Source organism: Nostoc sp. ATCC 53789 (assembly GCF_009873495.1).
Lineage (GTDB): Bacteria > Cyanobacteriota > Cyanobacteriia > Cyanobacteriales > Nostocaceae > Nostoc > Nostoc muscorum_A.
The window spans coordinates 84497-110690 of record NZ_CP046706.1 but is presented as its reverse complement, the minus strand read 5'-3'; the positions used below and the strand labels follow the sequence as shown (position 1 = coordinate 110690).

Below are 26194 nucleotides of genomic sequence, written 5' to 3'. Positions count from 1 at the left end.
AACACCACCTAAGAAAGGAAGATTGATATGCATAACGATTGGACGAAACCCGCCGCCATGGCGATCCCGAAGGAGGGAGTCTTCAAACAGGAGCAGGGAAGATACGGCCCGATTTTTCCCAAAACTCCCGCGTGCTACGGCTTCACGATTATCGCGAAAATCAAACCTGGTACGGAGGAGACCATCCGCGAATATGGGAAGACGCTCGAGAAGACCATCGCCGATTTGCCGGACGGTCTGGCTGTGCTCAAGCTGCATTACCTGCGCTGGGTGCTGTTTGACATCGCCGAGGACACATACTTCATGTACCAGGGCATTTTTGACACAGACTTCGACAAATACACTGAGGATGCCGTTGCGCTCTTTTCACAGTACGGTATCAATACTGTTTTCGAGAATCTTGAGGGATTTCCCCAGGACTGGAAGACGAACACACCGGCGTTCATCCAATTCGTCCGCGAGCACCAGTGTCCAAGCTTCCTCGAATACGGAGAGTATCCCTACGTAAGTTCCGACGAAATCAAGAAAGCCCTCAAACTCAAGGCGGCGTTCTCCGACATGCTTGACCAGATGCAGTAATCTATCAGGAGGACTTGATATGCTTGAGTTTGACGACATTCAGCACATTCTGTTGACTCGTGTGCCTGCGCTCACCGGACGGTATGAATTTCTATCGTTCCGGAACCCTGCTGGTGGACGAGCATGGCTAGCTGCCATTCTTGAAAAGGTACAGTCGTCTGCGGAGGTTCGTGCTTCGGTCGAACAGGACAACCGATGGGTGAGCGTGGCCTTCACCTGGAACGGACTGCGGGCGCTGGGTATGGATGAGGCATCGCTGGATACGTTTCCTGAGGAGTTCAAGCAGGGCATGGTGGCCCGTGCGGAGATCCTCGGCGACATCGGCGCGAATCATCCTGACAATTGGGTGGGAGGTCTGGCTAGCCCGGATCTCCATGCAATTGTGATTCTCTTTGCCCGCGATAACGCAGAGCGCGATCGCTGCAAGGCGGAGCACCAGCAACTCGTCGCGCAGTGCGAGGGAGTGGAAGTGCTCTCGGCATTGGATCTGGAGGCAACGCCGCCTTTCAACTATGCACACGACCACTTCGGCTACCGCGATCGGCTCTCGCAGCCAGTCATCGAAGGATCGGGCGAAGAGCCGACGCCCGGTTCCGGTGCGCCGCTGAAGGCGGGCGAGTTCATCCTGGGCTACCCAGACGAATACGGTTCCCCAGCCAATCTGCCACAACCTGAGATCCTCTCTCGGAACGGTAGCTACATGGCCTATCGACGCCTACAGGAGCATATCATCGAGTTTCGTGACTTCTTGCGCCAGCACGGTCAGACGCCGGAAGAGCAGGAACTTGTGGCAGCAAAGTTGATGGGCCGCTGGCGCAGCGGCGCACCGCTGGTGCTGTCCCCAGACAAGGACGATCCAGCACTTGCCGTGGATATGCAGCGCAACAACGACTTCAACTATGCGACTATGGACCCGCATGGCTATGCCGTACCCCTCGGCTCCCATATCCGTCGCCTGAATCCTCGTGATACAGGGGCGAACATGAACCGGCGACGGATGATCCGTCGTGGGGCGACCTACGGGCCACCACTCCCGGAAGATGCGCCGGAAGATAGGATAGAGCGTGGCATTGCTGCCTTCGTGATCTGCGCGAGCCTGATTCGTCAGTTCGAGTTCGCGCAGAACGTGTGGGTGAATGACAAGAACTTCCACGAACTCGGCAACGAGCGCGATCCGATTATCGGCACGCAGGACGGCACCCTTGACTTCAAGATCCCGAAGCGGCCAATCCGGAAAACCATCAAGGGCATTCCGGCATTCACCACGGTTCGGGGTGGGGCTTACTTCTTTCTGCCTGGACTGAAGGCGCTTGGGTACCTGGCGTCACTGAGCAGTGGCAGGTAACTTTAGAATCCGATCAAATAAAAGGAATGGTGGTGAAAATGAGCAAGCTCAATCGAGTTGGGCGAACGTACAACCAGAACCATGTGCCGCGACCGTACACGCCGAACAAACGTCGGTTCAGCATTTACTGGACGTGGAGTTATCCTTGGGAAGCCAACCGAGATCTGACCGAATTGGATAATCGGTTTTCGACGATGACCGAAGTCCGTCGGGTCGGCTGGCCGAACTTTGAGGGATCTGAGTGGGATAAGATGAATTTCTTGCAGGGCATCGCTGGTACTCTGGAGCTATTCCACCGATCAACCATCGATTTTCAGCAAATCGTGGGCGAGATTACTGGGCAGCCGGTCGCCGTTTACCAACGCATTGACCAGGCAGGTTACAAACTCCTGATTGATGAAAGAATTCTGGCAGACACGGATACATTGATGGTGTTCGGTCTGGATCACCTCGTATCCGAGCAAGAGGCCGAGAAGGGAGAAATCGACGCGATCCGGGAGTGGCTTAACCGGGAAGGCACGTGCCTGCTCCTTGCGCCGCACCATGACGTGGGCTTCACGAGTGACATGCAGCAGCGCCAGATGGAGTATAAGCATCACGGCGACGAACTCGTGCCGCGCCAGCAGCGCTTCGGTCAGTACACGCGATCGCTGATGAAAGAACTCGAAGTGCCCGTACTTAATCAGTTTGGACTCCGGCCTGCCGTCGTACAAGGAAGCAACCAGATCGCACCCCTGACCGTCCACAAGGATCTCGACAAACTGGGTTTGCTGAATGGAGTGACCACGTTCAACTTCCATCTGCATCTGCCCCACTATGCGCTGACGACAGAGGACACGAAGTCCATTCATGTTCTGGCGACGCAGCCGATCGATCTTTCCCGACCGCATCCGTTCACGGCGGAGGGAAATCGGGAATTCAATACGTGCATCTGGGCACCGCCGAACGGTAACCGTGGCGGCGATATTTTGCTCGCCGACTCGACCATTTTCACCACACTATTCGGCGGCACGGAGAGTCTAGGACACTTTTGGCGGAATATGGCGAAACTGCGAGTCGATGTCTAGATGTTCTACCCGATGTTCCGCTTTTATGCCCTCAAGGAGTCGTTGTTTGACGGGGCATGAAACGATGCGAGAAGTTGAATTTCACGCAGATCAGCAGCTAGCTGCTAATTGCCGATGAGTTAGTCGAAAATTATGTAATCCACAAGATGTGTCTACCAAACGCTTGTTCAAACTTTCAAATGTTTTTCAGCTAATGTTTTGTTGGCAATCGTTTCTAAATTCAATTTTCTATATCAGATTTGGTTCCTCAAAATTAGCACAGCGAGGATTTGGTGTACTAACCTTTTTCCTGCTAACGCTCTCCCTGCAACTGGCGCTTCCATCTCTAGCCACTACTCAATTTGATTCTGTTGATTGTCCGGCTGGTGCTAACGTTCAACAATGCCAATCTTCAGAGGTTTTGGTTAGCTCACTCATCGCGCAATCTCCTGACGCAACTGTCCCACCCAATACCCCAGATGTCTCTGACACCATTGTTTTGCCCAAACAACGCCTTGCCGATCGCATTGCCCGCACATCGATCGAGTCCCCATTTGGAGTATTCAATCTATTCATCATTTTCTTTGTGACGCTAGGACCAATCAAAGTTATCCCGCCGTTTGTACAGCTTACTCAGAATGCCGATCGATCGCTGCGGCAACAGCTAGCGTTTCGCAGTGCTGCCCTAGCAACGATCGTGATTTTACTGGTGGCGATTATTGGGCAAAACATAGTGCGTGTTTGGCAAATTCGATTGCCTTCGTTGCTGATTGCTGGGGGAATTCTCCTATTTTTGGTAGCGCTTAACATGGTAATCACTCAGTATCAACCACTCCCGCTTCCAGAAGACTCTTCTCTGCCTTCCCTAAAACTAGTGGTGTCTCCCCTCACCTTTCCCGTCATTTTGCCGCCCTTTGGCATTGCGATCGCCCTGGTGTTGATGTTAGTATTCCAGGAAATTGGCTTTAACCCGCTAGCGGTTTTGGGCACATTGGTGCTGGTCATGCTACTGAATTTTATAGGTATGTTGGCAGCTCGACCGATTCTGGCATTCCTCAAACCTATCACCCTGCGAATATTTGGTTTTGTGTTGGGGGTGTTGCAGTTGGCATTAGGGATTGAATGGATCATCACTGGATTAGAGATTGAAGCACTGGTATTTCGTCGTTTGTTTGGCTTCTGATGCATTGTGGAGGAGAAGTAGCACTGGGAGTTTACAACCTACATCAACACGGCTTTGTTGCAAGCCTAAAGTGGGTAAGGCTGAACTCGATGACACGGATTTGTCTCAACGTAATTTAATTAGTCACTATACAATAGTTAACGCACTGAAGTACTGTTGAGCATTGAGATAAATGAATTCGCAAAATGAACTCCTAAAACAGCAGTTGATAGAAGCGATTTCTTGTCAAAATCTGCAAGAAATTCAAAAAATATTAACCTTAGCACAATTAGAGGATGAGACAATAATCCTCAAAGAAGCCCTTGTTGTGATTTGAACGATAATTTAGCCAAACGGTCACGAAATACTTCAGAAGCACTTAGGACAAGATATACTTCATACTTGAGACATGAGTTGTAAGAATGATAATCGTATAGTTAGGGGGAGACAAGGGTGAGCAAGGCTCACCCTTGTCTCATTAATAAAGAGAATGGGAAGAAGCTGCCGACGGCAGCTTCTTCCCCCACCCAATGATTATCATTCTTATGTCGTTGACTGCGATTCATGCCCAACAGTGTCTCGCTTGGGTTTGCGTTGCCCAACCCGTGTGCCTGACTTTTTCTCGCGGCTCTTATCTGTTTGCTGTTGCGTCTCCTGGGTTATCATCTGAAGGTCAGCACTGGAATTACTAAGTGGTGTATCAGTAATTTCAAGTGTTTGAGTAGATGTAGTTTTTTTGCGAGTCTGCTTCTTTTTTGGGGCTGGCTCTACAGGGATCTCGTTTGCTGTTGTGGTCGTGAATTCTTGTGGTGCAGGTACGTTTGGCTTTTTCCGAGTCCGCTTTGTTTTAGGTGGTGACTCTGTTTGCGATGAAGTGATTTCACTACCGACCAACGGAGTTTCAGGAGGGACTGCATTAGTCGGTACATCCGTTGAACCCATTCCTATTTGTAGCAAATGCCATAAGTGTTCGCGACGGCTCTCCATATAGCTAAGTTTTTCTTCGCCCTCAGTTGCTTCTATTGCCATACGTTCGCACTGCGCTAGCGTTAGGGTATGTTCGTGTAATTGTTTTAAAGTTAAAGCTTGATTTCCATCATCTAATGCCGCCGCCACAGTTCGGATGAGCCAGTCTTTTAGTACTCCAAGACAGCCAATAGAATGTTCATAGAAGTAAAGCCAATGCTGCATTAATTCGGGAATATTAATATCAAGAGGTACTTGCTTCAAAAGAGCCAATAAAGCGGCTTGAAAATCCAAACGGTCTTGTTCATTTTGGTACAAATAGCGCGGAAAGTGGATATCTAGACCGCGCCGAGATGCTTGACCACTTAAATTGCGGAAATTTAACAGTTCGTAAGTACCAATCAGGATGTGTAAAACACCCGTAACATTCGTCATGGATTTAATCCAATCCAACTGGTCTAAAAGCTTGCCAGCATTACTTCCAGTCCCAATCTTCATTAAATGTTGCGCTTCATCAAGGATAACCGCACGTACACCACGTTTGGTCATCGCTTCTTCTAATGCGTGGCGCAGTTCTGGAGAATCATTAAACTGGGAAGCTTTGCTACTACGTCCACGCCCTTTTTTCTCCCATGCCTCCGATGTATCAATGTCTACAATGCTACGACGCTCGTAGAATGGCTCATTCAAAAGCTTCAGCGCAGTCCGGTAATAGTCAGTTCGATTAAACACCCCACTGTCAGGTGGACGTGTCTCTATCAGTAAAAGAGGTAATTGAGGTACATAACCGTTGCGGTAGCTTGAGGAATTCTTTGCTAAATCCTCACTGTGAGGAGCATTTAAACGTCGGGCAATTTGCCGTATCATCGTCGTCTTGCCCACACCACTTGGCCCATACACCAACACATGAGCAAATCCAGCAGGTTCTCGAATCGCACGCATGAGCAGCATATCTACCCGTGCTAACTGTGGATGTAAAACTGCATACTCCTTAAATTGAGTAAGTAAGTTGATGTCATCGCTCCTGTTCCTGTTTAAATCCATCTATTTGTATTCCGCTAATATTGGCAGTGAACTTAGATCCAACGGTTCAACGTTTCGAGATGATACGTGCTGCGATGCAACATCTTCACTCTGTTGTGCCAATACAGCCAACCTTTCCTTTACTTGGTTTACTGATGAGTCTGAAGAATTACTAGACGTTAAATTCTCTAGTAAGCGTTTACTTTCCAAATCACGCAATCTTTGCAGCAACAAGGCTTCATGTTCTTGGACATTGGCAATGAAGTCAGCTAAATGTTTAGCGTTCAAATTTGTCGCCGTGGCGCTACGTTTGTTCAATTGCCTAATTTCTTGTGCCGCTAACAACACTTCTTTTTCAGTGCGTCCAACGAAAGTACTGTAATACTGAGAGATACATCTCACCCAACGCCCATCAACATAGGCGTAAGCAACTCCCATATCAAAAGGGTCGTAGCGTACTGGTACTAATGTTTTTTCTACATTTGGATTGCGGAAAGCATCACTCCAATAGTAGAGATAATTGACTTTAATCCCATATCCCGGCTGAACTTTCGCTTGACCTTTAGGGGTGGAAGGACGTGTTGCCATGAAGAACTCTTCGTTATAAGCAATACTTCGGTGCAACCGTTCTCCTGCAATTGACAACCCTTCGTTATAAACAACGCCTGGAGAGGCACCTAATGAGTCGTGATGATTTGAGTCGTAAATGGAGTAAGCCCACTGGGTCAGGTAAGTATATAAATCTCCCAAATTCCAAACAGCTAACTGTTTTGGGTCAACAGTTTTGGTGAGTTGGCGGGGCTGTTTACTTGCTTGGGTATTACCTAGTAGGTTATAGATAAATTCAGTATTTGTCGTCCCAAATAATCGTTCAATTACTGACCCAAAGCGGGGTTTGCCACCAGGTCTTGTTTTCTTGGTGCAGTGGTAACGTGCCAGCAAGGTGTCAAAGTATATACTGTGGAATTCTTTGCCACCATCTACAACCAATGTTGAGGGAAAACGACCTTGGCGCTGGACTAAAATACGTAGCCCCATCATGCAAGACCTGTAAGAAGGTGCATCAAAAGTCAGATAAACTGCCAAGATTCGCCGGGAATAGGCATCGGTCAGTAATGTTAGCCAAGGTCGCCCAAGTAGCCGACCTGTAGCAAGTGAGCGTAATTCAATATCGAGTTCGGTATGGTCAATATGGACTATCTCCAGAGGCCGGTTTCCGTGAGGACGTGTATTTAAAGCTAGTTCCCATACAAAAGGCTCTGTTGCGTATGCGGCTTTTGCTCCCTGACGCTTTAATGTCTGCTCATGAGTTGGGCGCTTTTTTAAACGCTGGTAGAAAGTGCGGTTACTAAGGGGTTGTATATTTAATGCTGTACAGGTTCTGACATACGCCCGATATACTGAAGCGCCTGTCGCTTGTCTTGGTGTTTCAAAATGCTCTTTAATAAATTTATCTAATAATTCACTTGAATCTGTGGGCGATTTTGGTTGACGATTCCCTTGCTGATGTGTCCGTGGTAGTAACCCAACATAACCGCAACCTAAACTTGCTTCTGCTTCACGGAACTGTTGTACCCATCTACGCAAGGTACGCTCTTTGATGTCTTGATAGATATCTGTATGGCGCTGAAAATATGCCTGTACTATATTAAATTTTCGGTTCGCTTCTTTTAAGTGAACAGGAGAAGCGGCCTCCATTAAAGTACGTACTGTTTCATTTATAGTTGCATCTGTAACTCCGTTATGGATTTTAATGGTGCCACTGTCGAATAACTGGAGAAAAAATGCTGTGGGTAACTGTATTGGGAAGCCTGACTCTGGTAATAGCGTGGTTGTGGTCTCGCCATAGTTTACTAAAGTCCATAGCGCCGAATCCCACTCAAGGGCTGTGTTAGGTAGCAGTGTTGTGAGACTATTGGGAGCGTTCTTTGTAGTCACTCCTACAACAGATACGTGTGTATAAGCGTCATGAGTTTGTTGACTTACCCATAATCGTGTCCGCCAATGTTCAACTAAGGGGACAGCAAACAAATCCACGTACAGAAGCTCAGTTGCAATCATGATGTATATGTCATTGGCACATACATCATTTAATTCTTGTAGCAATGCCGCAATCGTTATTCCTGGATTTGCTTCCAGGTAAGCCAGAACTATCGAGTGTACATTTGTTGTCAAATTTGATTTAAATCCTAGGTAATCCGACAAAAACATTAAGTTCTGGGTAAAAACGGGATTCAATTCGGCATCAGTACGAACGCAGTATTTTAGACCAAATTGTGATGCGTGGGCTTCTCCTGGTGGGCAACGCCAATGACCGGATGCTGTTTTTTGATAACGCCCAGGATATTTTTGTGCTAATTTCTCTACTTCCTTAACTGTTTTCCACTCCTCCCAGCACGCACCATCATGACGTAATACAAAAAAGTCAGGGGTATGATAGTGACCGATATTACGCCCTGCTTGATTTTTGTACTGGATTTTGAATGGTGGTGGCTGGTCGTAGAACTCTAAAACTTTGGGGTCGTGTTCCATCAGGTAAATCGCCCATAATTCCACTGTATGGCTCTCGAATTGAATTGTGACCCCCATTTTAGAACTAGGATACACGCCACAAACGTTCTTGGTTCGTCCTTGTACCCGACGTGAGGGTGGGGATTTCCTGAGGAGTGCAATCAAATCAATGGTGTGGGTTGCTAGTTGCTGTTGCCTACACCAATCTTCAAACTCGAATTCGTTCATTTGAGCCTCACCTCCTTGGCGTGACCTATGTGATACAGGGAATTCACAAACTTCATAACAGTCTTCTCAAAACACCAAGAAGACGCGAATTGAATCATATCTTAGTCACTTTGAACCATATTTTGTCATCTAAGTTGTACCTATTAGTCATTTTTAGAGAATTATTCGGGAGAAGTTTTCGGTTTTTAGTTGTGACAACTCTAGGCTTTATTATGATTCACAATCAGGACACGCGGACACAATCTTATGCAAAGTTTTATGTTCTGTTTAGGCTATAACCCTTGAAATGTCGTTAATTTTTGGTCAGGGTATGATTCACAATTTGGTCATCCAAGGGGTAAAAGCACACTTGTGCAAGTAGAGTATGCAAATTTTGTTTGGTTCTTGCAAGAATACGTAGGTAAGGAAAGTTATCAACAAGCCGTAAAAGATGTATCGACAAGCATGACTCAAAAACTAGTTAAAGGAGGTTTCAAGCCAGGGGTTGATTTCAACTTACACCCAGATGGGAGGATGTTGGCATCAAAAGAAGCAAATGAATATTTAGAAAAATATCATTCTAAACAACTAGAAAATAGCCAAATTTCTGTTGTAGCTCATGCACTACCAGAGTCAATGCAGATGTTAGAAAAAGCTTTAGGTGTGCCATTTTTTGAGAATCTTGGGAAGGTGGCAGCTAAACGTTTAGCCACAATGGATGATCCGACAGCCAGTATCTATGGTCTATGGCTGATGCAAGGGATCGGTGGTCGTCATCCATTGCTGGAAAAAGATTTTTGTGAGTGGTTCATGATTGAGATTTGTGGTGAGCGATTGTCAGCCTTAGCATCAGCCGAGATTCAAGGCTTGGAGTTTAATGGCTTAGTGGTATTTGAAGATTTGTTAATGGCACTGGGTAAAACAAATGTATCGATAATGAAAGAGAGCGACCTAACTCTTGAAGATTTGCGGTTGCTAGATAAAGTTTGGACGGGAGAAAATATGCGAGTGTTTGAATTAATTTCCATCTTGGAAAAAGATGGCGAACGAGATTTTTAATCAAGACGCGTTCGTTACGGCAATTGTGCGGATTTATAAAGTTAGCTGATTAATAAGTACCGCATAAACACGGATTCATTCCTGCTGCCTTTCAGTAAAACTGCATTATACAAGTTTTGAAGGTAGATTTATGGCTGATACTACAATGTTAGATAACCGTATAAATAAGCAAATAAATTTTGAACCATTAGAAGCGACAGTAGCAGCAACAGAAGAAGAATCAATAATATTAGCCGAAAAGCTCACACAGGTGGCAATTCCTTTATCCGTATTGTTACAAGCACTAAATATAGCAAAACACGATAAGGCGGCAGCTTTCCGCTATGCTGACAAATACCTAAAGAATATTAAAAAGTCGAAATGGTTTATTATTAAAACGGCTTGAAATTTTCCCATGAAACGCTCGGTTGAATATTTTTCTCCTGATGTAAATTCTCAGTTTTGATTATCCCAAGCATCATTTTTCCCCATCATGGTTAACAACTTTACAAGCCTTACCTCTGTATCCTGCGTCCTTGACAATATGATTCAGCTTTAAGGCAGATTCTAACGCTTCAGTTCTATCAGGCAAATTGGTTAACACATCCGCTTTTGTGCCAGAGTTAGATTCTATATAAACTGAGTAAGTCACTTTAATTCCCATTTATTTTTATCTCCTATTGCTCTACAGTCAAATTCCATATTTTGCTCAAAAGCTATAGTTAATCTTCAATCAAATGATTTTCTATAGTGAATCTTGCAAAATTTAATGCTTTTTCTAGTGACTCTTCCCCGTATGATCGGTCTTTATAGCTATCGACTACTAACTCCAAACTAGAATTTCTAATGTAGTAGATATAAGAACCTACATCGTAGGGATCTGGTTGGTAATAGGTAACGATTATCAAAACAGAATTCAGGAGTCAGGAGCCAGAATTCAGAATTGAATTCTGTGTGACTGGCGGATGAATAAAAGGGTTTAATACCCCCACTAAATTGAAAATTTAGTGGTCTTCAATCAGTCGCTGGTCTGAATCCCCGACTGATTGATTCTGACTCCTGAATTCTGACTTCTGAATTCTTCTTCAATTCAAACCCTTTATGCTTCTCGTGTGCCTCAATCGTGTTACCTTTAAATTCAAGTTGATTAGGAATTTTCACAAGTAATCATTTTTGGTTTTTGATAAGTACGGCGCTCTAGCTTGTTATTAAAAGTAAAAGAAGCTGAGATTAATCTCAAACTAATAAAATACTTAAGGTCATCAGTGCCAGATTTGGAAATGAAATTACCCTGCAAAGTGATTTTAGTTTCAGATTCTTGAATTATTTCAATGTTGGGTTGAATTTTGTTTATTAATTCTTGCAAGTTATCCATAGTTAATCTGGAATTTCATCGAATTTATAAGACTGAAAACTAGTATCAATCAGACCAGACTAAAGGAATTTGGATTTATCTGAGCCAGTTGTAGCATAAATTTATTCCTCCTTTATTGTTACCCAGTCAGTTAAAACAGCCATACAGCAAGCGGTTAACGTTGGCCTTCTCAATATCTTATTTTCATATTTGGCGACATAACCACCCTCTAAGTCATTCTGCTCAAAATAAACCCCAATTACGTTAAAAAGCTTATTAGCAACGTCTAAGGAAATTGATTTCGACCAAGACATATTTATCTCCCACACAATCCCGGAAAAAACTTACTCCAAACACTTTGTTCTTTTGAAGGTGATTCTTCTGAACCTAAAACATTCTGTAACCCTTGCTGATTAATCTGAATCTCCTGCATATTGAAAGCGTAAATAGTTTGGGCGAACTCTGGATTGTCTTCTAACAATTCAGCCTCAAAGCTTAACTCTTGCTGCAACAATTGAGCATTTCGGCGCAAGAAAATCTGCTGATTATGTCGCCGTCTGATAAGGGATTCAGTCAGATGTAATTGCTCTTCAAAACTTAAATCATCGTATTCGCTGTTATACATGAGAATTCTTCTCCGATTAGCTTAAAACTTAATTTTTAGGAAAATTAACGACACTGTTCAACTAATTAAAAATGTTTGATTCCTCCATAAAGTAGCTGATATCCCAGCCTCAATCTCGTAATAAATTCGTCAGTATTGCGATTCCCCCAAACAGGATTATTAGGATTCTTAATCCAGTTGATTGGACTATGACAAATCTCATGATGACAACGGTAGCATGTAGAAAATGTCGATACCCCAATAACGTCATTTCCATAGTAAGCGTGATGGATCTCTTCACTTTTGTTAGTCAAGCAGACTACACAATAATTGTGAGTTTTTCGGTGAGCGATCGCTACTTGTTTTCTGTACTCTTTGGGATTACCATATCGAGCATTCCAGTTTAATCGTCTGTGTAGCCGAGATTTTCTAATAGTAATGTCACCCCCTTTTCGTTTAACTCTTGCCCCGTTAATTCTTGCCACTTCTGTTTGATTTCCTGAAAATGCGGTCTTCTCCCTAATTCTTTTGCCCATTCTCGAATTTCTTCATACCAGTCAACCTGCTGCTGTGAGGATTGCTGATTATTTTTAGAACTATTAACAGTGTCAGCATTCGGTTTGGAATCCTGTTTTTGTTCCAGACCTTTGATATCAAATTCCGGGATTAGGGCAACGAAGGGATTAGACCGAGTGGGAATTACTAAGGCATAACGTACACCAGCTTTATCTAGTAGTTCGCAAGCTTGGCGTAACATCTCCAAAATCTCTTTTTTGAGATTTACAAAGTCTTGGGGATGGTCAAGAATATAAGAGGATGTTTGCCCTGTGGCAATAAAACAGACATTCTTTAAGGACGGGCGGCTAAATCCGGTTTCTCCAGAGAGTGGGGACTGGCCCATAAATAAACCATGACCCTTTAACCCAGCAGTGAATTTGATGACATAGTTCCAAAAACCCTGTAAGTCTTTGGCGGTATCAGCATCAACCATTCCTGGAAGTCCCTTGCCACCACCAAATACAGAGTCCACCTCATCTTGAGCAAGAAATAATTCGGGAACACCCTGACATTCACCACCAACTTTTGCAACCCTAGCTTTTTGTTGGTCAATCATGTTAGTGGCGAAAGTAATCCAATCTCTTAAGGCTTTCATGCCGTCAAACTTACGGCTGAACTTGCACAGCCATCTGGTAACTTCATCTTTTGGATCACTACCAATGACAATTGCCGGACTTTGAGATTTTGCAGCAATTTTATTAATAATCACTCCAGCCAGAGTTGACTTGCCGGATTGTGTGCCACCAGAAATGTAGAAATGGTGATTACTGCGAAGGGTCATATTTTGATTAGATGCAGCATCACACAGTTCATCAATCCAAGCACCATCAATTCTGATGTACTCAGGATAATTAGCTGCGATCGCTTGGAGAACTTTCATCGCACCCGGATTAATCACGGACTGCACCGATTCTTCATCAATGTCAGCAATATCGGGATTGGGAATACCAGTCGGTGAAGGTGATTGTTGTGCTGGTGGTTCTGGGAGTGTAACCAACCCTTGCAACTGATATTCAGCTATCCACCGGGGGCGCTCTTGCACTGGTAGCCGATTCACATAATCAGCAACTCGGCGTTTAGCTGCGATCGCAGTGGTGACATAATCATAAACAGCTTCACCTTGTAAATGCTGCTTAAGTGATTTCAGGTCAGCTTCTTCTAAAGAGCGGTATACTTTCTGTTTGCCTTCGCTGATTTGGGCAGATACCCCAAATAAGCCAGCACTTAGCGTTCCAGCACCAAGCAGCATCCCGGTTGTGATTCGGTCAGTGTTTAAGAAAAAAGGAGCAGACAGGCATAATACTGCACTCGCTCCTAAAGAACATAAGATAGTCCGTTCTGCATGAATGACGCTACTGGCAGTTAGACGTTGTAATTCAAATCCCATAATTCACTCTCGAAATCTTCAATTAACTTTGACCTGAAAAAGGGAAAGGGGAAAAGGGGAAGGGGAAAAGGGTAAGATTTTATTACTTTGGTGATTGATTTATGGATTGAATTTGATTAGATAACATTCGGCTTAAATTTAAAGCTTGGTTATAAAGGTTTGAGTAAGTTTGTTGCTCTAAATAACCAATTTCCAATGCGACTCTTAACAGACTCCGAACTTCTCCCGCAGATCCTTTCGCAATATTCAGAAAATTTACATATTCTTTTCGAGAATATCGCTCAAACCCCTCAGCAATATTTGTGGGTATTGAAACAGAAGCGCGTCTTAATTGGTCTTTTAAACCGAAATCTCTACTTAACTCACCTTCTTTAGTAATTAAGTAAATGCATTTAACTAACTCAATTCCTTTTTGCCACACTCTTAAATCTTCAAAACTCTCAACTTTCTTTCTCTCCATTTATTTCCCCCTTTTCCCTTTCCCCTTTTCCCTTTTCCCCTAACATTACCTCACCCCCAACGCAACACCGGCTGCAACTAAAGTCAAAAACACAAACAGAAATATGACTCCAGGCATTAATCCAATAATGAAAGTTTTGCGGTTAAAGCCGAATCCTTTAATGACTAAACCGCCAAAGTTGAATAACCCCAGAACTATGCAGCAGATAGAAATTATGCCAATAAACCAAAGAATGTATCGACTAACGGGGCTGGCAACGGATAAATAACCCATAAACATAGAAAAGCCAACCCCAGACACTGCATATCCTATATGAGAGAGCTTGATTTGCATAACCTAGAACCTAAAGCTATCACCCACTTCATCAAATGCTTTTTCGTATCCCCCAAGTTGACGCTGCTGTTCCTGGGAACCGAAGGCATGACGGATCACTGCCTCCCCATGTAATCCCCTGGTTCGCTGCAAATCTTCCTCAACCTTCATGGCTTCTTGGGAATATGCCAATTGGTTTTTATACATCTCTGCCAAGGATTGCAACTGCTTGAGCCTGTGCCGGGAAAATTTAGTGTGCAACCACTTCTGTGCTTTTAGAGTGCCAGCCACTTCTGCTTCATCAAGAACCTGCTTTGCTGTAGTGTAAGCTGGCAATGTGTAGCGATCGCGGATTGATGCAGGTAAATTACCCTCAATTTGGGTCGCATCCCCAACTCTTAAATCCGTTGATACTACTCCATCACCTTTACTACCAAATAAACCAGGAAGCCATTTCCCTAACATTGCTTTCTCCCCCCTACTACTTAAAATTGGTATAAGTCTGCTGAACTTGTTGAACTTGTGAGCCGATATATCGGGTTATGCCATATATACCCATGAACGAAAACATCAATATAGTAAAAGCTGCGATCGCAGTTTGAGCCATCATTCCCCGTTGCATCAATTCCTCAATCTGTCTATTGGACTGCGAGCGCACTCTCGACTCATCAATAATTTGCTGGACTACCAGGAATTCTTCTGTTGTCAGATTTTCTAGTGTCAGCCCTGACAGATTCAATTCCCCGTCCTTCTTCAGGTGAATATTTAATGCTTTGCGATGGGTTTGGTCTTGTTGCTCCATATATTGCCACGCCCAAAACGAGGGTTAATAGCAGCAGATTTAGTACTGCTGCTACCAAGATGAATTTATTCGGTCGCATCTGCATTGCTAGCAGAGAGATAGAACGATGTAATCTCCTGACCGAACCGAAAAAAGGCTTCTGGTTCTCCCTGGAATTCTTTGGCGAACTGTGCTACTTCTGCTAAATACTCGTTAGACACATTAGCTAAAGTTTCGATTGTTTCAACTGCCTCCTTGTGAGCAAACTCACGTGTCCCTTGGGTAATTGCAGAATTAAAAGATTGAATCTCTGCTAACGACTGCTTGGCCTGATTGGCAAGTGAAGTTTTATAATCACTCATGCTCTGTTGAGCTTTATTGGTTTTGGCAGTACGTTTGGTAGCTTTAGCTGTTTTACCATTGCTAGAAACAATTAAATTACTAGCTTTTTTGAGTGCCACAAGTTCGTCAGAGATGGCAATAATTTCTGCCTCAGTAATCGCATCAGGATCTACGCTTTTCTGTTGTAAGTACAAGCGTAGTTCTTCAGAACTCATTTCGATTCCATTAGCAATGAGAAGTTCTTGTAAATCGTTCATGAAGTGGCTCCAATTGATTTAGGTTGACGAAACTTAAATTTAGTTTGAGAAGCAATTTTCTTTACCCATTGCTGAATTTCAATTTCTGTGTACATCTTGTCCACAGAAAATGGCACTCCAATTTCTTGACCCCACCGATAAATTGTTGGTTTAGATGGTCGCGGTTCTAGCCTTTGTAATGCTTCAAAGAGTTGAGCGCCGTTGCATGACAATTGTGGCAAGTTTGAACAAATAAATTCGTAGCGTTGAACATCTGATAATCGAATGGTGCGATTGGGGTTTAAAAGCTTTAGTTGAGCATAAGCTCTCACCAGCAGAATTACCCCTGCTTTAGCACTGGTGGTATCAGATATTTCTAATCGACGAAGAATTCTTGGCCAAGTGTAATCACTAACTTGACCAACAATTTTTTCATATTCGTTCCTCAGAATTGTTCCTGCCATAGAAACAGCCGTAACATCTTTGCAATTCTAGATTAACATAAATACCCCATCTATAACCCTATAGATGAGCTATTATTCTGAAAAAATTCTCGGAAAAAACATAGAACTATAGGGGTAAAGTTAGGTAAGTGTTATTGTCGAGGAGAAAATGCCTAAGAAAACTACACCAAAAATGGTTCAGACTGGAGTTTCTATTCCAGAACCGTTGTATGAAGCAGCAAAGCGAGTTCAAGCAATGGAGGGCTGGAATGAGTCAGAAATGCATCGCGTCTTTTGGGAAAAAGGATTTGCGCTTCACCTTCAAGGAACTCTTGCCCGTTACCAGTTGGGTTTGATTCCTGAAGCACAAAGTACAGCTGAATAAGTTGACGGGATTTAGTCAAAAGGGGGATATTGCACCCCTTTTTTTTTGTGCCTTCGCTAAAAAGCAAGCAGACCATGAGACTCTGCTCGACCTCAAACACGGTAGCATCAAGGCTTTGGGACACGCGGATGATTTCGATGAGGCTCAAAACCCTAGTAATGCCGTGAAAATAACTGTCTCATGGTCTGCTCAATCCCTTGCCCTGACTGATTCCGCGCCTCTGTGAGAAAGAAAATTCATTTTTTTGAATTTTGCAGAAAACCCCGGTTTTTGGCTCTTTTATCTAAAGCGGGTTTTTCTATTTGTTCTGTGGTCATTTTTGAAGCCTGACTTTGTTTAACCAACACTGAACGCAGGTACTGCCGACAGCCTGTCTCTCCCCGATAAATCAGAATCCGCAGCGCCTGTACTTCCTGGATCGGAGAAATACAAATCTCAGCGATCGCTGGAATCAAATTCTGTTGCTTCTGCACGTAATCTTGATGCTGCTGCTCTAACTCTTGAATCTTGGAGTTTAGCTGTTGTATCTGCCGTAATGCTTGCGTCAAGGACGATTCTTTGTTTCGAGAGCGATTATCTAAAGTTAATGTCATTTTCTTGCTCCTCTAAATTTAGATGGTTGAAAGGAACGAATTTCCATTAGTTTCAACTTTGTAAAACTGAATCGATTTCGCCGTTATCAATAGCCTTTTTTGCGTGGCCAACAGCTTGTGTATGATTGTCAAAAGTTTGAGTTGAAGGTGATGCCCAAGTTGTTTTAAAAAAGCCCTGCTTCCCAACGTGAACATCTACAGCACCATCTGATAATTCAGTAGTCTCGATTTTGTAGCCGCCATGTTTGGTTTTGTACTCTTTCATTGCCGTTAACTCACCTAAAATTTATCTCGTTGAATACTTACACTTGCTCCGACTAAAGAACTCCCTAAGAAGGCGGAAAAACTGACGAGCATTGCACCCAGGCAAATATTTTTTTGCTGCTCCCAACCAGAGATGATTATGTTGGGATTAGCATTTGTCTCGATTACTTCTAGCCCCCAACAAGCCATTGCCCCAACTCCAGAAAATCCAGTAATTAGTAGAGAGATAATTGCAGTTGTTTCTATGGTGCGATCTATGAATACTTTGGAGTTGAATCGTCTTCTTGGACGATGATTTTTAACTAACCGGACTTTTGGCTCTTGCATACTTGAACGAGCAATTTGTTTGTGATTAGCCATCGGTTTCACTTATTCTCATGAATTACTAGGAAAAATATGATCCTCTACAGACAACTTGAACTGTTTTATCCCTCCGCTATAGTGGATTTTGATGCCGGAAATTATTTCTTGTTCTGTGAGTTCTTCAACTTCTTCAGGGCAGGATAAATCGCGCCAAGGCAAACACTCTTTTATCCAGTCTTTCGCCCACAAAAATTCGTTAGCAGTTAGCTGCTCGACTTGTATTTTCATTTCGCTTCATCCAACTCCACAAAAAATCCTGCACCTGTATTTGTCACTTTTACCAGCTTGCGATTAACTAATGTTTGTATGACACAGAGACTAAAGCTGATGGCAGATAATCGAGCGCTGCCACCGCAACGGCGGAGGTACTGAAGGCATAACTGGGAATGGTCTTTTGGGACTGGGTTAGCTTTTTTAGGCATGATGTCTTTCCTGTTGTGGTTTGTAGGAAGCAAAGCGATGGCAGAAAAAAATAGCCAAGCAGTATTAATGCTTGACTAAAGTATTTTTGAATTTAAAACGTGAATCTTAGTTATTAGAAATTATCAAGATCATCAAATTGATTTGTTGCAGAGTGCTTGTACATTTTGGCTTTATTCATTTGATGTGTGGAAGCTTTAATTACTGGGATTGCAGCTTCCTTAACTGAATCCTTTGCTTGTTGAAATAGAAATTGTGTCGTCCCTTGTGCATCTTCTTCTTTTGGGTCAATTTGTCCCCATAGTGAGCAAGTTAACTCTAAAGATTCGTAGTCACCTAAATTGAACTTACGCGTGTAAGTTACAGCAATAGTCTTGATTTCCATAATTTACTCAAACAATATTCCAAAATGAAGTGTAGCTATTTGGCATCTCTTACAAAGTGACGCTTCTCAAATTACAAATGTCGCCAGAAGTTCTTACTGATAGTCTTAAGACTGACAACTGCCGTTTCTGCTGTTGCTTCAGGGGCATGACCAACAGCCACCGCAGCAGCAATTGGTGCAGGTGTCGCCAATAGAGAATTGAGTAATCCCATTTGATAATCGACATCTTCTACTGAGCGATATACCCTGTATGGTTCGATTTGCATACCTAAAGGTGTTGGGACAATCTTCAGATATTGATTTAGAGCATTGATATAAGCAACTGAAAAATTTCTCTGCTCTACATAAGGACGGATAATCTTTAGTAATTCAATGGCTCTGTTGATTTCAGAAACTTCACAATTACTATCGATTTTTGACTGACTTCTTCTGTAGCCTTTCATCATCTTTTCGGCTACCAGAGTGTTGAATTTGCTAACCGCTCTCTGATGATTGCCTAATGTGTGAACTTTGGTTTGCGCTTGATAGCCGACTCTGCCCCACTGCACTGTTAAATTACCATCTTCGACAATGGCCGCCCAGAATTTATTGCTGTTTCGGATAGTATCAACAAAGACTAAATAGATTTCCATGTTTTTAACCCAGTCAACTCGCTAACTTCTGGGCATTGCCCCATCGAATTTGATGTTGTAGTGCTTCAAGTAATGTTTCCGCTTCCAGAGTTGTTAGTCCATTTAAAACAGAGCAGACATCCTCAAACAAGTTTTTATACAATGGATATGAAACTAATAAGCCCAGATTAGACAAGGCATCCTCAAGTGCCTCAGCAACAGTATGCTTAGTAGAACTGTCTTTTTCTAACGTAAAAATGTAAGTTGCTAATGCCATTCGGAGCATAAGCTTAGTTTGTCTGTCCAACTTCTCTAAATACACACCATATTTATCAACCAGTTGGTCAATAGTTGGAGTCTGCCCGTAATAAGTAACTAAGTCTGTCGTCATCTTTATTCGCCTTATTAACTATGTTAATTGGTTGCTCTCAATTACTAAAAAAAAGAGTGATTGCCCCCATAGAATCAGGAGACAATCGCCCTCAAGAAGGGTAAAAGGAAAAGGGGAAAAGGGGAAGGGGGAAAGAGGGTTTTCTTTATTCCTTTCCCCTTTCCCCTTTCCCCTTTCCCCTTTCCCCAAGATTATTTCTCAGTTCATATTCCGAAACTTAGCAGCACGCAAAGATTGAGTTTGCGCTGCAACCACAGGACTACTAGCTCGTCGTGCGGTGGATGCCCACACCTGCATTCTTTCAACCGCCGCCGCATCCTGAATTGCAAGTGGGGTAATGGTTTGACGACAGGTTTCGAGGTCAGTAAGTGTTACCTGCTGCGGTCTACCCTCATCGAATGCCAGCAGAGCAGCTTCAGATGCTAGCGTTTCCAGTTCTGCCCCTGAAAACTTTGTGGTGTTCGCGGCGATCGCTTCGAGATATTCGGATTCCAGGTGAATGCCAAAACGTTGTAGATGAATCCCCAGAATCTGTACACGCTCAGGTTCTGTGGGCAAGTCAACAAAGAAATTTTCATCGAAGCGGCCTTTCCGTTTTAGCTCACTTGGCAGTGCTGAGGGGTCATTGCAAGTTGCCACGACAAACACACCACACTGTGATTCCGACATAAACGTGAGAATATTGCCCAGAATCCTCTGTGAGACTCCACTCGTGTCACCAGTTCCCGAAAGTGCTTTTTCTATCTCATCAACCCATAATACGCATGGGGCAATAGCTTCAGCCGTTTTAAGTGCGCGGCGGACATTGCCCTCGGACTCGCCAACGAGTGAGCCTAAAAGGGACGCAATGTCTAGTTGTAGGAGTGGTAAATTCAGTATAGTTGCGATGTTTTTAGCAAGTAAACTTTTACCAACTCCGGGAGGCCCCGCCAACAATACGCCTTTGGGTTGCGGCAGATGCAGCGATCGCGCCTCTTGAGTGAACAGTCGCCGCCGCCTCATCAGCCATTCACGCAGTAAATCGAGTCCGCCAAAGGGGATAGTTGCAGGTTTGCCTAACTCAATTCCCATCTGAGCCAGCAGCCGAGTTTTGTACTCGACTATTAGAGGCGTAACTGCGGCATCAATCAAAATACCATTCTGGCTCAAACGCTCTTTAACGGTCAGTCGCAAGAAATCGCTGACTTCCTCTAACGTCAGTCCCAGCGCAGCTTGAGCAAAGGTTTCTTTTTCTTCATAACTCAGGGACACTCGAAATGTGACATCCTGCTCAGTAGCAGATTCTTCAAGAAAAACCAGATATGACTCGAAATGGTCTTGAATTTGGACAATGTTCGGTAGTGGCACTTCACAGTAGGGGATGAGCCTTAACAAAGAATCGTGTAGTTCGATGTTTTGACCCAGCAGCACGATCCGTTTTTCTGTAGGTTTGAGTCGGTGGTAAAGGTTTTTCACTCTGGTCAAGATTTCCCAACTCATCTGTAGGGAATTCTTGCCAAGAAATGGGTGTATGTCCCCCAGAATAAACACGCCAACGCCATCAAAGTTATTGATATAGTCGAATACGAACAGCAACGGATCTGTATGAGCAGGTCTTTTGTACTCTGGCACTGACTTAAACACCAGCCCACCATCCGGTGCAATCAGGCATTGCTCCAGGCTGGATACTCCCAAGTTCCAAAAGAAAACTGGACTGTTGAGTTTTTCTTTAGCTTCAGTTGTCAACCACTGAATGATAGTTGCCTCATCAGGAGACAGAACATCAAGTGCGGCGATCGGAATTTGGGAATCGAGCGTGGAGAGCAGATTTGAGAGTTTCATGTCAATTATTCAAATATTTCACTTATGAAATGGCGAAGCCTTTATGATCAGCAGTTACCAGCCGAGTTAAGACTGGTAACTGATGACTGATTACTGACGCAAACGTGTTTGGCTGCTTAGGGTAGTCCGAAGTTGTGGTGCTGATTCTTCTTTGAAAATGCGATCGCCCTCCACAACTCCCAATGCCTCTTCAAACGGTTGTGTAGCCGATAAACAACTCAGCCCCTCGAACCCCTCCGCCTCCACGCGAACTTCACCTGTAGCGCTGTCAAAATGAATCAATATTGAGCGTTCCATAATTTATCTCCGTGCAAATTGTTTAACTTCCTGATGTCCGGCAAAAGTTAGGCGTAGGGTTTGCACACTTCCGCTAGTTGACTCAGCGATCGCACATTCACCAAATTTTTCTTGTAACTCGGCAGCTTTGACACGAACCAAATGCTTACCATAAGCCAGCATTAGTTTATTACTGAAAAAGTCTTTGCCCAACTTCGGAACTGTTTCGTAACTGTCGTGTATTACGTCGTACACGCCGCTTGACTGATTCCATTTGAACCCGATGTCTGCACGGGTTTTTATGGTGTGACCAGATACGATGATTTCAGCACTTTGTCCTTGAGAGCCACCGTAGTATCCTTTTAGTGGCTGTGCTGTTTCGTGAACTTGCGGATTCAGTTTCAAATCTTGTAAAGCTTGTACCAGACATTCACGGTTAGTAAGCTTGGTTTTAACTGTTGAGAAATGTGACATTTTTAGCTCCAAGGCTTTCAAATTGGTTTGAGAAATAGTACGGATGCGATATCCTTTTTGGGTTATTCTGGAAACTACGTATTAAATCCATTGGGATCAGTCTTGAGCGAATGCACCCGCCCAAGACTGTTTTTTACCTGAACTTAAACGACATTACGGTAGCCTTCGATAAGCCCACGTCGTCAGTCGCAAGTGATTGTAGATTGCGTTGTTCATCTAACAACTTGGCGCGAATCTCTTGCATCTTTTGCTGCAATTGACTGCGCGTATCAGAACCGAGATTCTTGGACTCAATCGCTGGATCGTTAACGATAGAATCTAAGTGCGCCATCATCGCCTCCAAGCTACTGCCTGCCTCCGGTGAAGCATTCGCTAGTAGTACCTGAACCTTCATCAGATGGCGTTGCATCTTCTTTTTAAACTGGATTGGCTTGCGTCCTGGCTCCCAGTCGCTTAATTCTTCAAGCAATTGGGCGGCAAGTTGTTCACCACCTGCCAAGGCTGATTCCCGTAGCCTTTGCTCCAGATTTTGGTCATACTGTTGGATGAACTTGGTAATCTGATCAAGACATTCGGCTTGTTGCTGGTTCAGTTGTTCGGACAATGCCGGGATAATCACCGGACGACCAATAACGACCTGCAAATAGTCTTCAAGATCGGTCAGAGTCGGGAATGCTCTTAGCAAGTTGGCTTTGACTGATTCTTGCTTATCCTGTGCTAATTCCCAGGTGTTAAGTGAGAGGAACTGGTCAATCCGTTCTTGGTAATCTACAAGTCCCGCTTCGTAATCAGCTTTTAATTGATTGCGTAAACCAGGGGCGATATTATCTCTGATATTGATTAACTGGTTCCAAACGAGTGGAGCTAAATCAATCGGACAAACCCAATCGCCAGTATCAGCAGACATCCATTCTTGAACTGAAGCAATCTCTTGCCTCAGTTGGGCAGCAGCTTCATCCAGCTTCTTAAATACCTTGATTCCCCGCAAACCGACTTCGGAATTTGTAACTTTCACAAGGTCTGATTCAATTTCAGAAACTTCAGCTTTTAGCACATCCGCCCATTTAGGTGCGGCAGACTTTGTACTTTTCTTCAACTGAATACGAAAGCGAATACGAGTTTTATTTAATTGTGAGAAATTGTGGCGCTCGACTACTGCATCAGTTAGGAAATTTGCAGCAACAGGATTGTCGATTGCTTGTACCATGATTATTCACCTCAATCACTATTTTTCACTTTCAATTCAGCGAAGCTTTCTTTGTGGCTATTTGAATGTCTTTAGTAGCCCTATAGATTACTTTTGTAGAGCTTTTTTGTAACCTAATGTGTCTTTTTATGACTGGTGGTTTATGTATAGACATGGCTCAAAATAGCTGAAGTTGCTGTGAATTATCCTGTACCACAGGCTTTTGATAAACCATACCTTCGACTTCATAACAGCGAGTCATGAGTTTGTTTCGATTTAGCCGAAAGCTGACTTTTTTTCTTTGATTTGGCAGAGGTAGAAATAGATACTGTGGATGTTGGATAGTACCTTCATCACCCAAGTATCGTGAAAGCGTACCGTCGATTTGGTAAACTTTCGATGAACTTAACAGTGTCGCGTCATACACTTTAATCAAATTTGTTTCCATCTGATTAGTATTGAAGTAGAGTGTGTGATAATCTTTTGTGGAATCGATTTTTCTCTACAGTCAGACTGATTGAATCTGACTGTAGAGTTTTTAATGTAGATAGACGATCCACTTCTTCTCAAGCAGCAACTTTTTCTTGTTGCGGTTTAGACAATACTGTTTGCCCTTTTCCTCGCCCCAACCTAAAGCTTCAATCAATCGTTGTGACTCCATCATCAATTGATTGCGATCAAGTGCATGAGACGTAGCTACTTCTGGTAAGTTGTTCTTGGGCAATCCTTTCCTCCACCAATCGCAGATGGAATTATGCACAAGGGCAATTTCTTGAGCTATTGGTTTCTTGCCAATACAATAACTTTCCCAGTCTGGCGCAGTTGGCTTTTCGTATCCGCTACATACACAGGCGTTGGAAGTTTGCCCCCCTTTCTCACGTTTCTCTGTTTTCAATATGGGACAAAATACCCACATCGAATGCCAAAGTAAATTCTTTGGTTGGTGATGTTTATCGTGAAAACTTGCATAAGCTTGTTCGCAGGTTTCACGGAATGCCATTAGTTGTTGATCAAACGACACTTGGAACACTCCCCAAGCAGTTATTTGTACTGGTGCAATATGAAGAGGTTGATTTTGGGTATCGACGAAAATCACCATATACCGCCTACCGAATTTGTAGGCGTTCTTTTCCAAACCATCACTGCTACGCCAAACTCCAATCACCTTTCTATCGTTTCCGTATAGCAGAGGCGATCGCCCAATCACAAGTATTCGTGGTTGTCTGTAGAGAGCGCCAGGAATGCCTATCTTTTCATCATTTTCGTCCAATTTGTTAGTAAGAACTTTATACTCTTTCCCACCAACTAGTTCTTTATTTTCGTACCATCCTGCTAATTGTTGATTTTCGTAAGCAATCCAAATGCCTGCGGGTGAAGGAATACTTTTGGCTGCTGGGGTCTTTTGGTATGACTTGTGTTCAGCAGAATCAAAGTCAAAAGCTGTCATAGTAGCTGCTGCCTTTCTTTAATGTTAGTTTTCGCAAAAAATAAGCGAAGCTTTAATCCTGAGTGGGTAATTCTGCACTATTTTATTGATAGGTCATTGTTTAATATCAATAGATTTCACTCTCTTATTGGCGAAGCCGTTGATTTCAGATGTATTTATCAAGTACAGAGCCAATAAAACAGCGCTCTTGATTTCACAAAAGCGCTTTTTATTACTAATTAATTACAGTTACAGATTATTGATGTGAATTAAATCTTGCCAGCAAATCTTCACGGGATAAACTAGACAATTCCAGTAAAAATCTTGCAAAGTCATCTGGTGCTAACTGCAAGAAATTATCGACCACTCTCGCTAATTCTTCATCCACAGAACCAAACCTAAATCTCAACAAGTTTTCTACAACTTGACGGCGTTCAAGTTGTACTCCTTGCTCTACTCCCTCCTGTACCGCTTGCGCTCTTGCTTCTTCGTAAGCTTGAGTTAAGTTCATGATCAACTCCTGGTCATCTCTGGTTAATTCTGTCTGTGTCATTACACTGATACGCCATCTGTAAACTATGTCTAAAACATTTTGGCGTAGTCGGTTGGATGAAGGAAGCGCAATGAGTTCACTTACTGCTTGTTTTTGAATTACTCCCCGTCCCAAAAGCCTTAACCATAGAGTCTCTGAAGTAACTGGTAGTTGGTTAATAGCTACTATTGCAAGTCTAAAAACATTAGGCAGAAAGTATATTCCAGTAGTCCAGTTTTCTAGCTCTGATTGTGCGCCAAAACTGTTGAGTAAATCTTGCGAAGCTGATGGTACTACAATCCATAAACGAGGTAAATCATTATCATCTAAAGTTTTGCCTTCTGTCGATGCCCGACAGTTCAAAGTTGAAAAGACACTTAAAAGTTTATGTAGGCAGCTTCGGACTTCTGTTTCACCAATTTGCTCATAATAAACTTCTATTGAACAATCACTTTGAGCAACTTTAGCAAGTAATCCAAGTGAGTGTCTTTCGGTTTGAATTGTCCCTTTCGGAAAAAACAGAACAATTCCCCGCCTTTCTGAATCGGTTATTACGCCGCTAACTTCTACGCTACCTAACGGTGAAAGCAAGCCTTCGAGATAATGCTCAACAAACAGACTATAAAATTTTTGGGTCATTTAAAGGACAAATTGCTAAGGAAGGATACGTTATACCAATACAAAAATCGCTTTCGTTGACTTGGAAAGTATTA

35 protein-coding genes are annotated in these 26194 nt (G+C 43.4%); 8 read left to right on the top strand and 27 right to left on the bottom strand.

The window, feature by feature from the left end:
* Nucleotides 1-27: 27 nt before the first annotated feature.
* The 5 genes from GJB62_RS33895 to GJB62_RS33875 all read left to right on the top strand — a co-directional run bounded on the left by GJB62_RS33895 (nucleotide 28) and on the right by GJB62_RS33875 (nucleotide 4469).
* Complete coding sequence (locus GJB62_RS33895) at nucleotides 28-579, top strand: hypothetical protein (protein ID WP_159402672.1); 552 nt, start codon at nucleotides 28-30, stop codon at nucleotides 577-579.
* Nucleotides 580-598: 19 nt separating this feature from the next.
* Complete coding sequence (locus GJB62_RS33890) at nucleotides 599-1924, top strand: peroxidase (protein ID WP_159402671.1); 1326 nt, start codon at nucleotides 599-601, stop codon at nucleotides 1922-1924.
* Between the two features lie 26 nt (nucleotides 1925-1950).
* On the top strand, nucleotides 1951-2991 hold the full coding sequence (locus GJB62_RS33885; RefSeq protein ID WP_220186683.1) for a hypothetical protein: 1041 nt from the start codon (nucleotides 1951-1953) through the stop codon (nucleotides 2989-2991).
* 148 nt (nucleotides 2992-3139) lie between these two features.
* Nucleotides 3140-4153: a MarC family protein gene (locus tag GJB62_RS33880; RefSeq protein WP_114085658.1), complete on the top strand. Its 1014-nt coding sequence runs from the start codon at nucleotides 3140-3142 to the stop codon at nucleotides 4151-4153.
* A gap of 172 nt (nucleotides 4154-4325) precedes the next feature.
* A complete protein-coding gene (locus tag GJB62_RS33875) occupies nucleotides 4326-4469 on the top strand; it encodes a hypothetical protein (RefSeq protein ID WP_159402670.1) in 144 nt (47 codons plus the stop codon).
* A 206-nt stretch (nucleotides 4470-4675) separates the two neighbouring features.
* On the opposite strand, the gene GJB62_RS33870 is transcribed toward GJB62_RS33875, so the two are convergent.
* Nucleotides 4676-6142, bottom strand: coding sequence for an ATP-binding protein (locus tag GJB62_RS33870; RefSeq protein ID WP_114081118.1), 1467 nt, complete (start codon nucleotides 6140-6142; stop codon nucleotides 4676-4678).
* On the bottom strand, nucleotides 6143-8860 hold the full coding sequence (locus GJB62_RS33865; protein WP_114081117.1) for a TnsA endonuclease N-terminal domain-containing protein: 2718 nt from the start codon (nucleotides 8858-8860) through the stop codon (nucleotides 6143-6145). It abuts the gene before it with no gap.
* 351 nt (nucleotides 8861-9211) lie between these two features.
* On the opposite strand from GJB62_RS33865, the gene GJB62_RS33860 reads away from it, so the two are divergent.
* Both GJB62_RS33860 and GJB62_RS33855 read left to right on the top strand, forming a co-directional pair.
* Nucleotides 9212-9898, top strand: coding sequence for a hypothetical protein (locus tag GJB62_RS33860; RefSeq protein ID WP_159402669.1), 687 nt, complete (start codon nucleotides 9212-9214; stop codon nucleotides 9896-9898).
* Between the two features lie 130 nt (nucleotides 9899-10028).
* Nucleotides 10029-10283 carry a hypothetical protein gene (locus tag GJB62_RS33855; RefSeq protein ID WP_245246228.1) on the top strand — a complete coding sequence of 85 codons (255 nt, stop codon included), beginning with the start codon at nucleotides 10029-10031 and terminating at the stop codon, nucleotides 10281-10283.
* 72 nt (nucleotides 10284-10355) lie between these two features.
* On the opposite strand, the gene GJB62_RS33850 is transcribed toward GJB62_RS33855, so the two are convergent.
* The 10 genes from GJB62_RS33850 to GJB62_RS33800 form a co-directional block, all read right to left on the bottom strand.
* A complete protein-coding gene (locus GJB62_RS33850; protein ID WP_114081136.1) occupies nucleotides 10356-10541 on the bottom strand; it encodes a hypothetical protein in 186 nt (61 codons plus the stop codon).
* Nucleotides 10542-11353: 812 nt separating this feature from the next.
* Complete coding sequence (locus GJB62_RS33840; RefSeq protein WP_069067941.1) at nucleotides 11354-11545, bottom strand: hypothetical protein; 192 nt, start codon at nucleotides 11543-11545, stop codon at nucleotides 11354-11356.
* Nucleotides 11546-11547: 2 nt separating this feature from the next.
* Nucleotides 11548-11856: a hypothetical protein gene (locus GJB62_RS33835; RefSeq protein WP_114081134.1), complete on the bottom strand. Its 309-nt coding sequence runs from the start codon at nucleotides 11854-11856 to the stop codon at nucleotides 11548-11550.
* 382 nt (nucleotides 11857-12238) lie between these two features.
* Nucleotides 12239-13780 (bottom strand): hypothetical protein, encoded by a 1542-nt coding sequence (locus GJB62_RS33830; RefSeq protein WP_159402668.1) that lies wholly within the window; start codon nucleotides 13778-13780, stop codon nucleotides 12239-12241.
* Between the two features lie 82 nt (nucleotides 13781-13862).
* The gene (locus tag GJB62_RS33825) at nucleotides 13863-14240 is read right to left on the bottom strand and encodes a four helix bundle protein (protein ID WP_114083260.1); all 378 of its coding nucleotides are present in this window, start codon (nucleotides 14238-14240) and stop codon (nucleotides 13863-13865) included.
* A gap of 45 nt (nucleotides 14241-14285) precedes the next feature.
* Nucleotides 14286-14573, bottom strand: a complete 288-nt coding sequence (locus tag GJB62_RS33820; RefSeq protein ID WP_104899637.1) for a hypothetical protein — start codon at nucleotides 14571-14573, stop codon at nucleotides 14286-14288.
* A 3-nt stretch (nucleotides 14574-14576) separates the two neighbouring features.
* On the bottom strand, nucleotides 14577-15017 hold the full coding sequence (locus tag GJB62_RS33815; protein WP_114083261.1) for a hypothetical protein: 441 nt from the start codon (nucleotides 15015-15017) through the stop codon (nucleotides 14577-14579).
* A gap of 16 nt (nucleotides 15018-15033) precedes the next feature.
* On the bottom strand, nucleotides 15034-15354 hold the full coding sequence (locus GJB62_RS33810) for a hypothetical protein (RefSeq protein ID WP_114083262.1): 321 nt from the start codon (nucleotides 15352-15354) through the stop codon (nucleotides 15034-15036).
* A gap of 65 nt (nucleotides 15355-15419) precedes the next feature.
* On the bottom strand, nucleotides 15420-15932 hold the full coding sequence (locus GJB62_RS33805; RefSeq protein ID WP_114083263.1) for a hypothetical protein: 513 nt from the start codon (nucleotides 15930-15932) through the stop codon (nucleotides 15420-15422).
* On the bottom strand, nucleotides 15929-16375 hold the full coding sequence (locus GJB62_RS33800; protein ID WP_114083264.1) for a hypothetical protein: 447 nt from the start codon (nucleotides 16373-16375) through the stop codon (nucleotides 15929-15931). The genes GJB62_RS33805 and GJB62_RS33800 overlap by 4 nt, the downstream gene beginning before the upstream one ends.
* 148 nt (nucleotides 16376-16523) lie before the next feature.
* On the opposite strand from GJB62_RS33800, the gene GJB62_RS33795 reads away from it, so the two are divergent.
* Complete coding sequence (locus GJB62_RS33795; RefSeq protein WP_069071775.1) at nucleotides 16524-16739, top strand: hypothetical protein; 216 nt, start codon at nucleotides 16524-16526, stop codon at nucleotides 16737-16739.
* Nucleotides 16740-16975: 236 nt separating this feature from the next.
* On the opposite strand, the gene GJB62_RS33790 is transcribed toward GJB62_RS33795, so the two are convergent.
* The 15 genes from GJB62_RS33790 to GJB62_RS33720 all read right to left on the bottom strand — a co-directional run bounded on the left by GJB62_RS33790 (nucleotide 16976) and on the right by GJB62_RS33720 (nucleotide 26120).
* Complete coding sequence (locus tag GJB62_RS33790) at nucleotides 16976-17332, bottom strand: hypothetical protein (RefSeq protein WP_114083266.1); 357 nt, start codon at nucleotides 17330-17332, stop codon at nucleotides 16976-16978.
* Between the two features lie 52 nt (nucleotides 17333-17384).
* Nucleotides 17385-17597 carry a hypothetical protein gene (locus GJB62_RS33785; RefSeq protein WP_104899649.1) on the bottom strand — a complete coding sequence of 71 codons (213 nt, stop codon included), beginning with the start codon at nucleotides 17595-17597 and terminating at the stop codon, nucleotides 17385-17387.
* Nucleotides 17598-17611: 14 nt separating this feature from the next.
* Nucleotides 17612-17956 carry a hypothetical protein gene (locus tag GJB62_RS33780; protein WP_245246324.1) on the bottom strand — a complete coding sequence of 115 codons (345 nt, stop codon included), beginning with the start codon at nucleotides 17954-17956 and terminating at the stop codon, nucleotides 17612-17614.
* A gap of 15 nt (nucleotides 17957-17971) precedes the next feature.
* Nucleotides 17972-18187 carry a hypothetical protein gene (locus GJB62_RS33775; protein ID WP_114083267.1) on the bottom strand — a complete coding sequence of 72 codons (216 nt, stop codon included), beginning with the start codon at nucleotides 18185-18187 and terminating at the stop codon, nucleotides 17972-17974.
* Nucleotides 18184-18381, bottom strand: coding sequence for a hypothetical protein (locus GJB62_RS33770; RefSeq protein WP_094331090.1), 198 nt, complete (start codon nucleotides 18379-18381; stop codon nucleotides 18184-18186). The genes GJB62_RS33775 and GJB62_RS33770 overlap by 4 nt, the downstream gene beginning before the upstream one ends.
* A 113-nt stretch (nucleotides 18382-18494) precedes the next feature.
* A complete protein-coding gene (locus GJB62_RS33765) occupies nucleotides 18495-18764 on the bottom strand; it encodes a hypothetical protein (RefSeq protein ID WP_094331091.1) in 270 nt (89 codons plus the stop codon).
* 71 nt (nucleotides 18765-18835) lie between these two features.
* Entirely contained in the window at nucleotides 18836-19396 is a 561-nt protein-coding gene (locus GJB62_RS33760) for a WGR domain-containing protein (protein WP_114083268.1), read from the bottom strand.
* 13 nt (nucleotides 19397-19409) lie between these two features.
* A complete protein-coding gene (locus tag GJB62_RS33755) occupies nucleotides 19410-19766 on the bottom strand; it encodes a hypothetical protein (RefSeq protein ID WP_114083269.1) in 357 nt (118 codons plus the stop codon).
* Between the two features lie 198 nt (nucleotides 19767-19964).
* Complete coding sequence (locus tag GJB62_RS33750; RefSeq protein WP_114083270.1) at nucleotides 19965-21587, bottom strand: AAA family ATPase; 1623 nt, start codon at nucleotides 21585-21587, stop codon at nucleotides 19965-19967.
* A 90-nt stretch (nucleotides 21588-21677) separates the two neighbouring features.
* On the bottom strand, nucleotides 21678-21884 hold the full coding sequence (locus GJB62_RS33745; RefSeq protein WP_114083271.1) for a DUF2997 domain-containing protein: 207 nt from the start codon (nucleotides 21882-21884) through the stop codon (nucleotides 21678-21680).
* 3 nt (nucleotides 21885-21887) lie between these two features.
* Entirely contained in the window at nucleotides 21888-22337 is a 450-nt protein-coding gene (locus tag GJB62_RS33740; RefSeq protein WP_114083272.1) for a DUF1257 domain-containing protein, read from the bottom strand.
* A 133-nt stretch (nucleotides 22338-22470) separates the two neighbouring features.
* On the bottom strand, nucleotides 22471-23544 hold the full coding sequence (locus tag GJB62_RS33735) for a hypothetical protein (protein WP_114083273.1): 1074 nt from the start codon (nucleotides 23542-23544) through the stop codon (nucleotides 22471-22473).
* 157 nt (nucleotides 23545-23701) lie between these two features.
* Nucleotides 23702-23971 (bottom strand): hypothetical protein, encoded by a 270-nt coding sequence (locus GJB62_RS33730; protein ID WP_114083274.1) that lies wholly within the window; start codon nucleotides 23969-23971, stop codon nucleotides 23702-23704.
* Between the two features lie 90 nt (nucleotides 23972-24061).
* The gene (locus GJB62_RS33725; RefSeq protein ID WP_114083275.1) at nucleotides 24062-24970 is read right to left on the bottom strand and encodes a DUF5895 domain-containing protein; all 909 of its coding nucleotides are present in this window, start codon (nucleotides 24968-24970) and stop codon (nucleotides 24062-24064) included.
* A 235-nt stretch (nucleotides 24971-25205) separates the two neighbouring features.
* The gene (locus tag GJB62_RS33720; protein ID WP_114083276.1) at nucleotides 25206-26120 is read right to left on the bottom strand and encodes a hypothetical protein; all 915 of its coding nucleotides are present in this window, start codon (nucleotides 26118-26120) and stop codon (nucleotides 25206-25208) included.
* Between the last annotated feature and the right edge of the window lie 74 nt (nucleotides 26121-26194).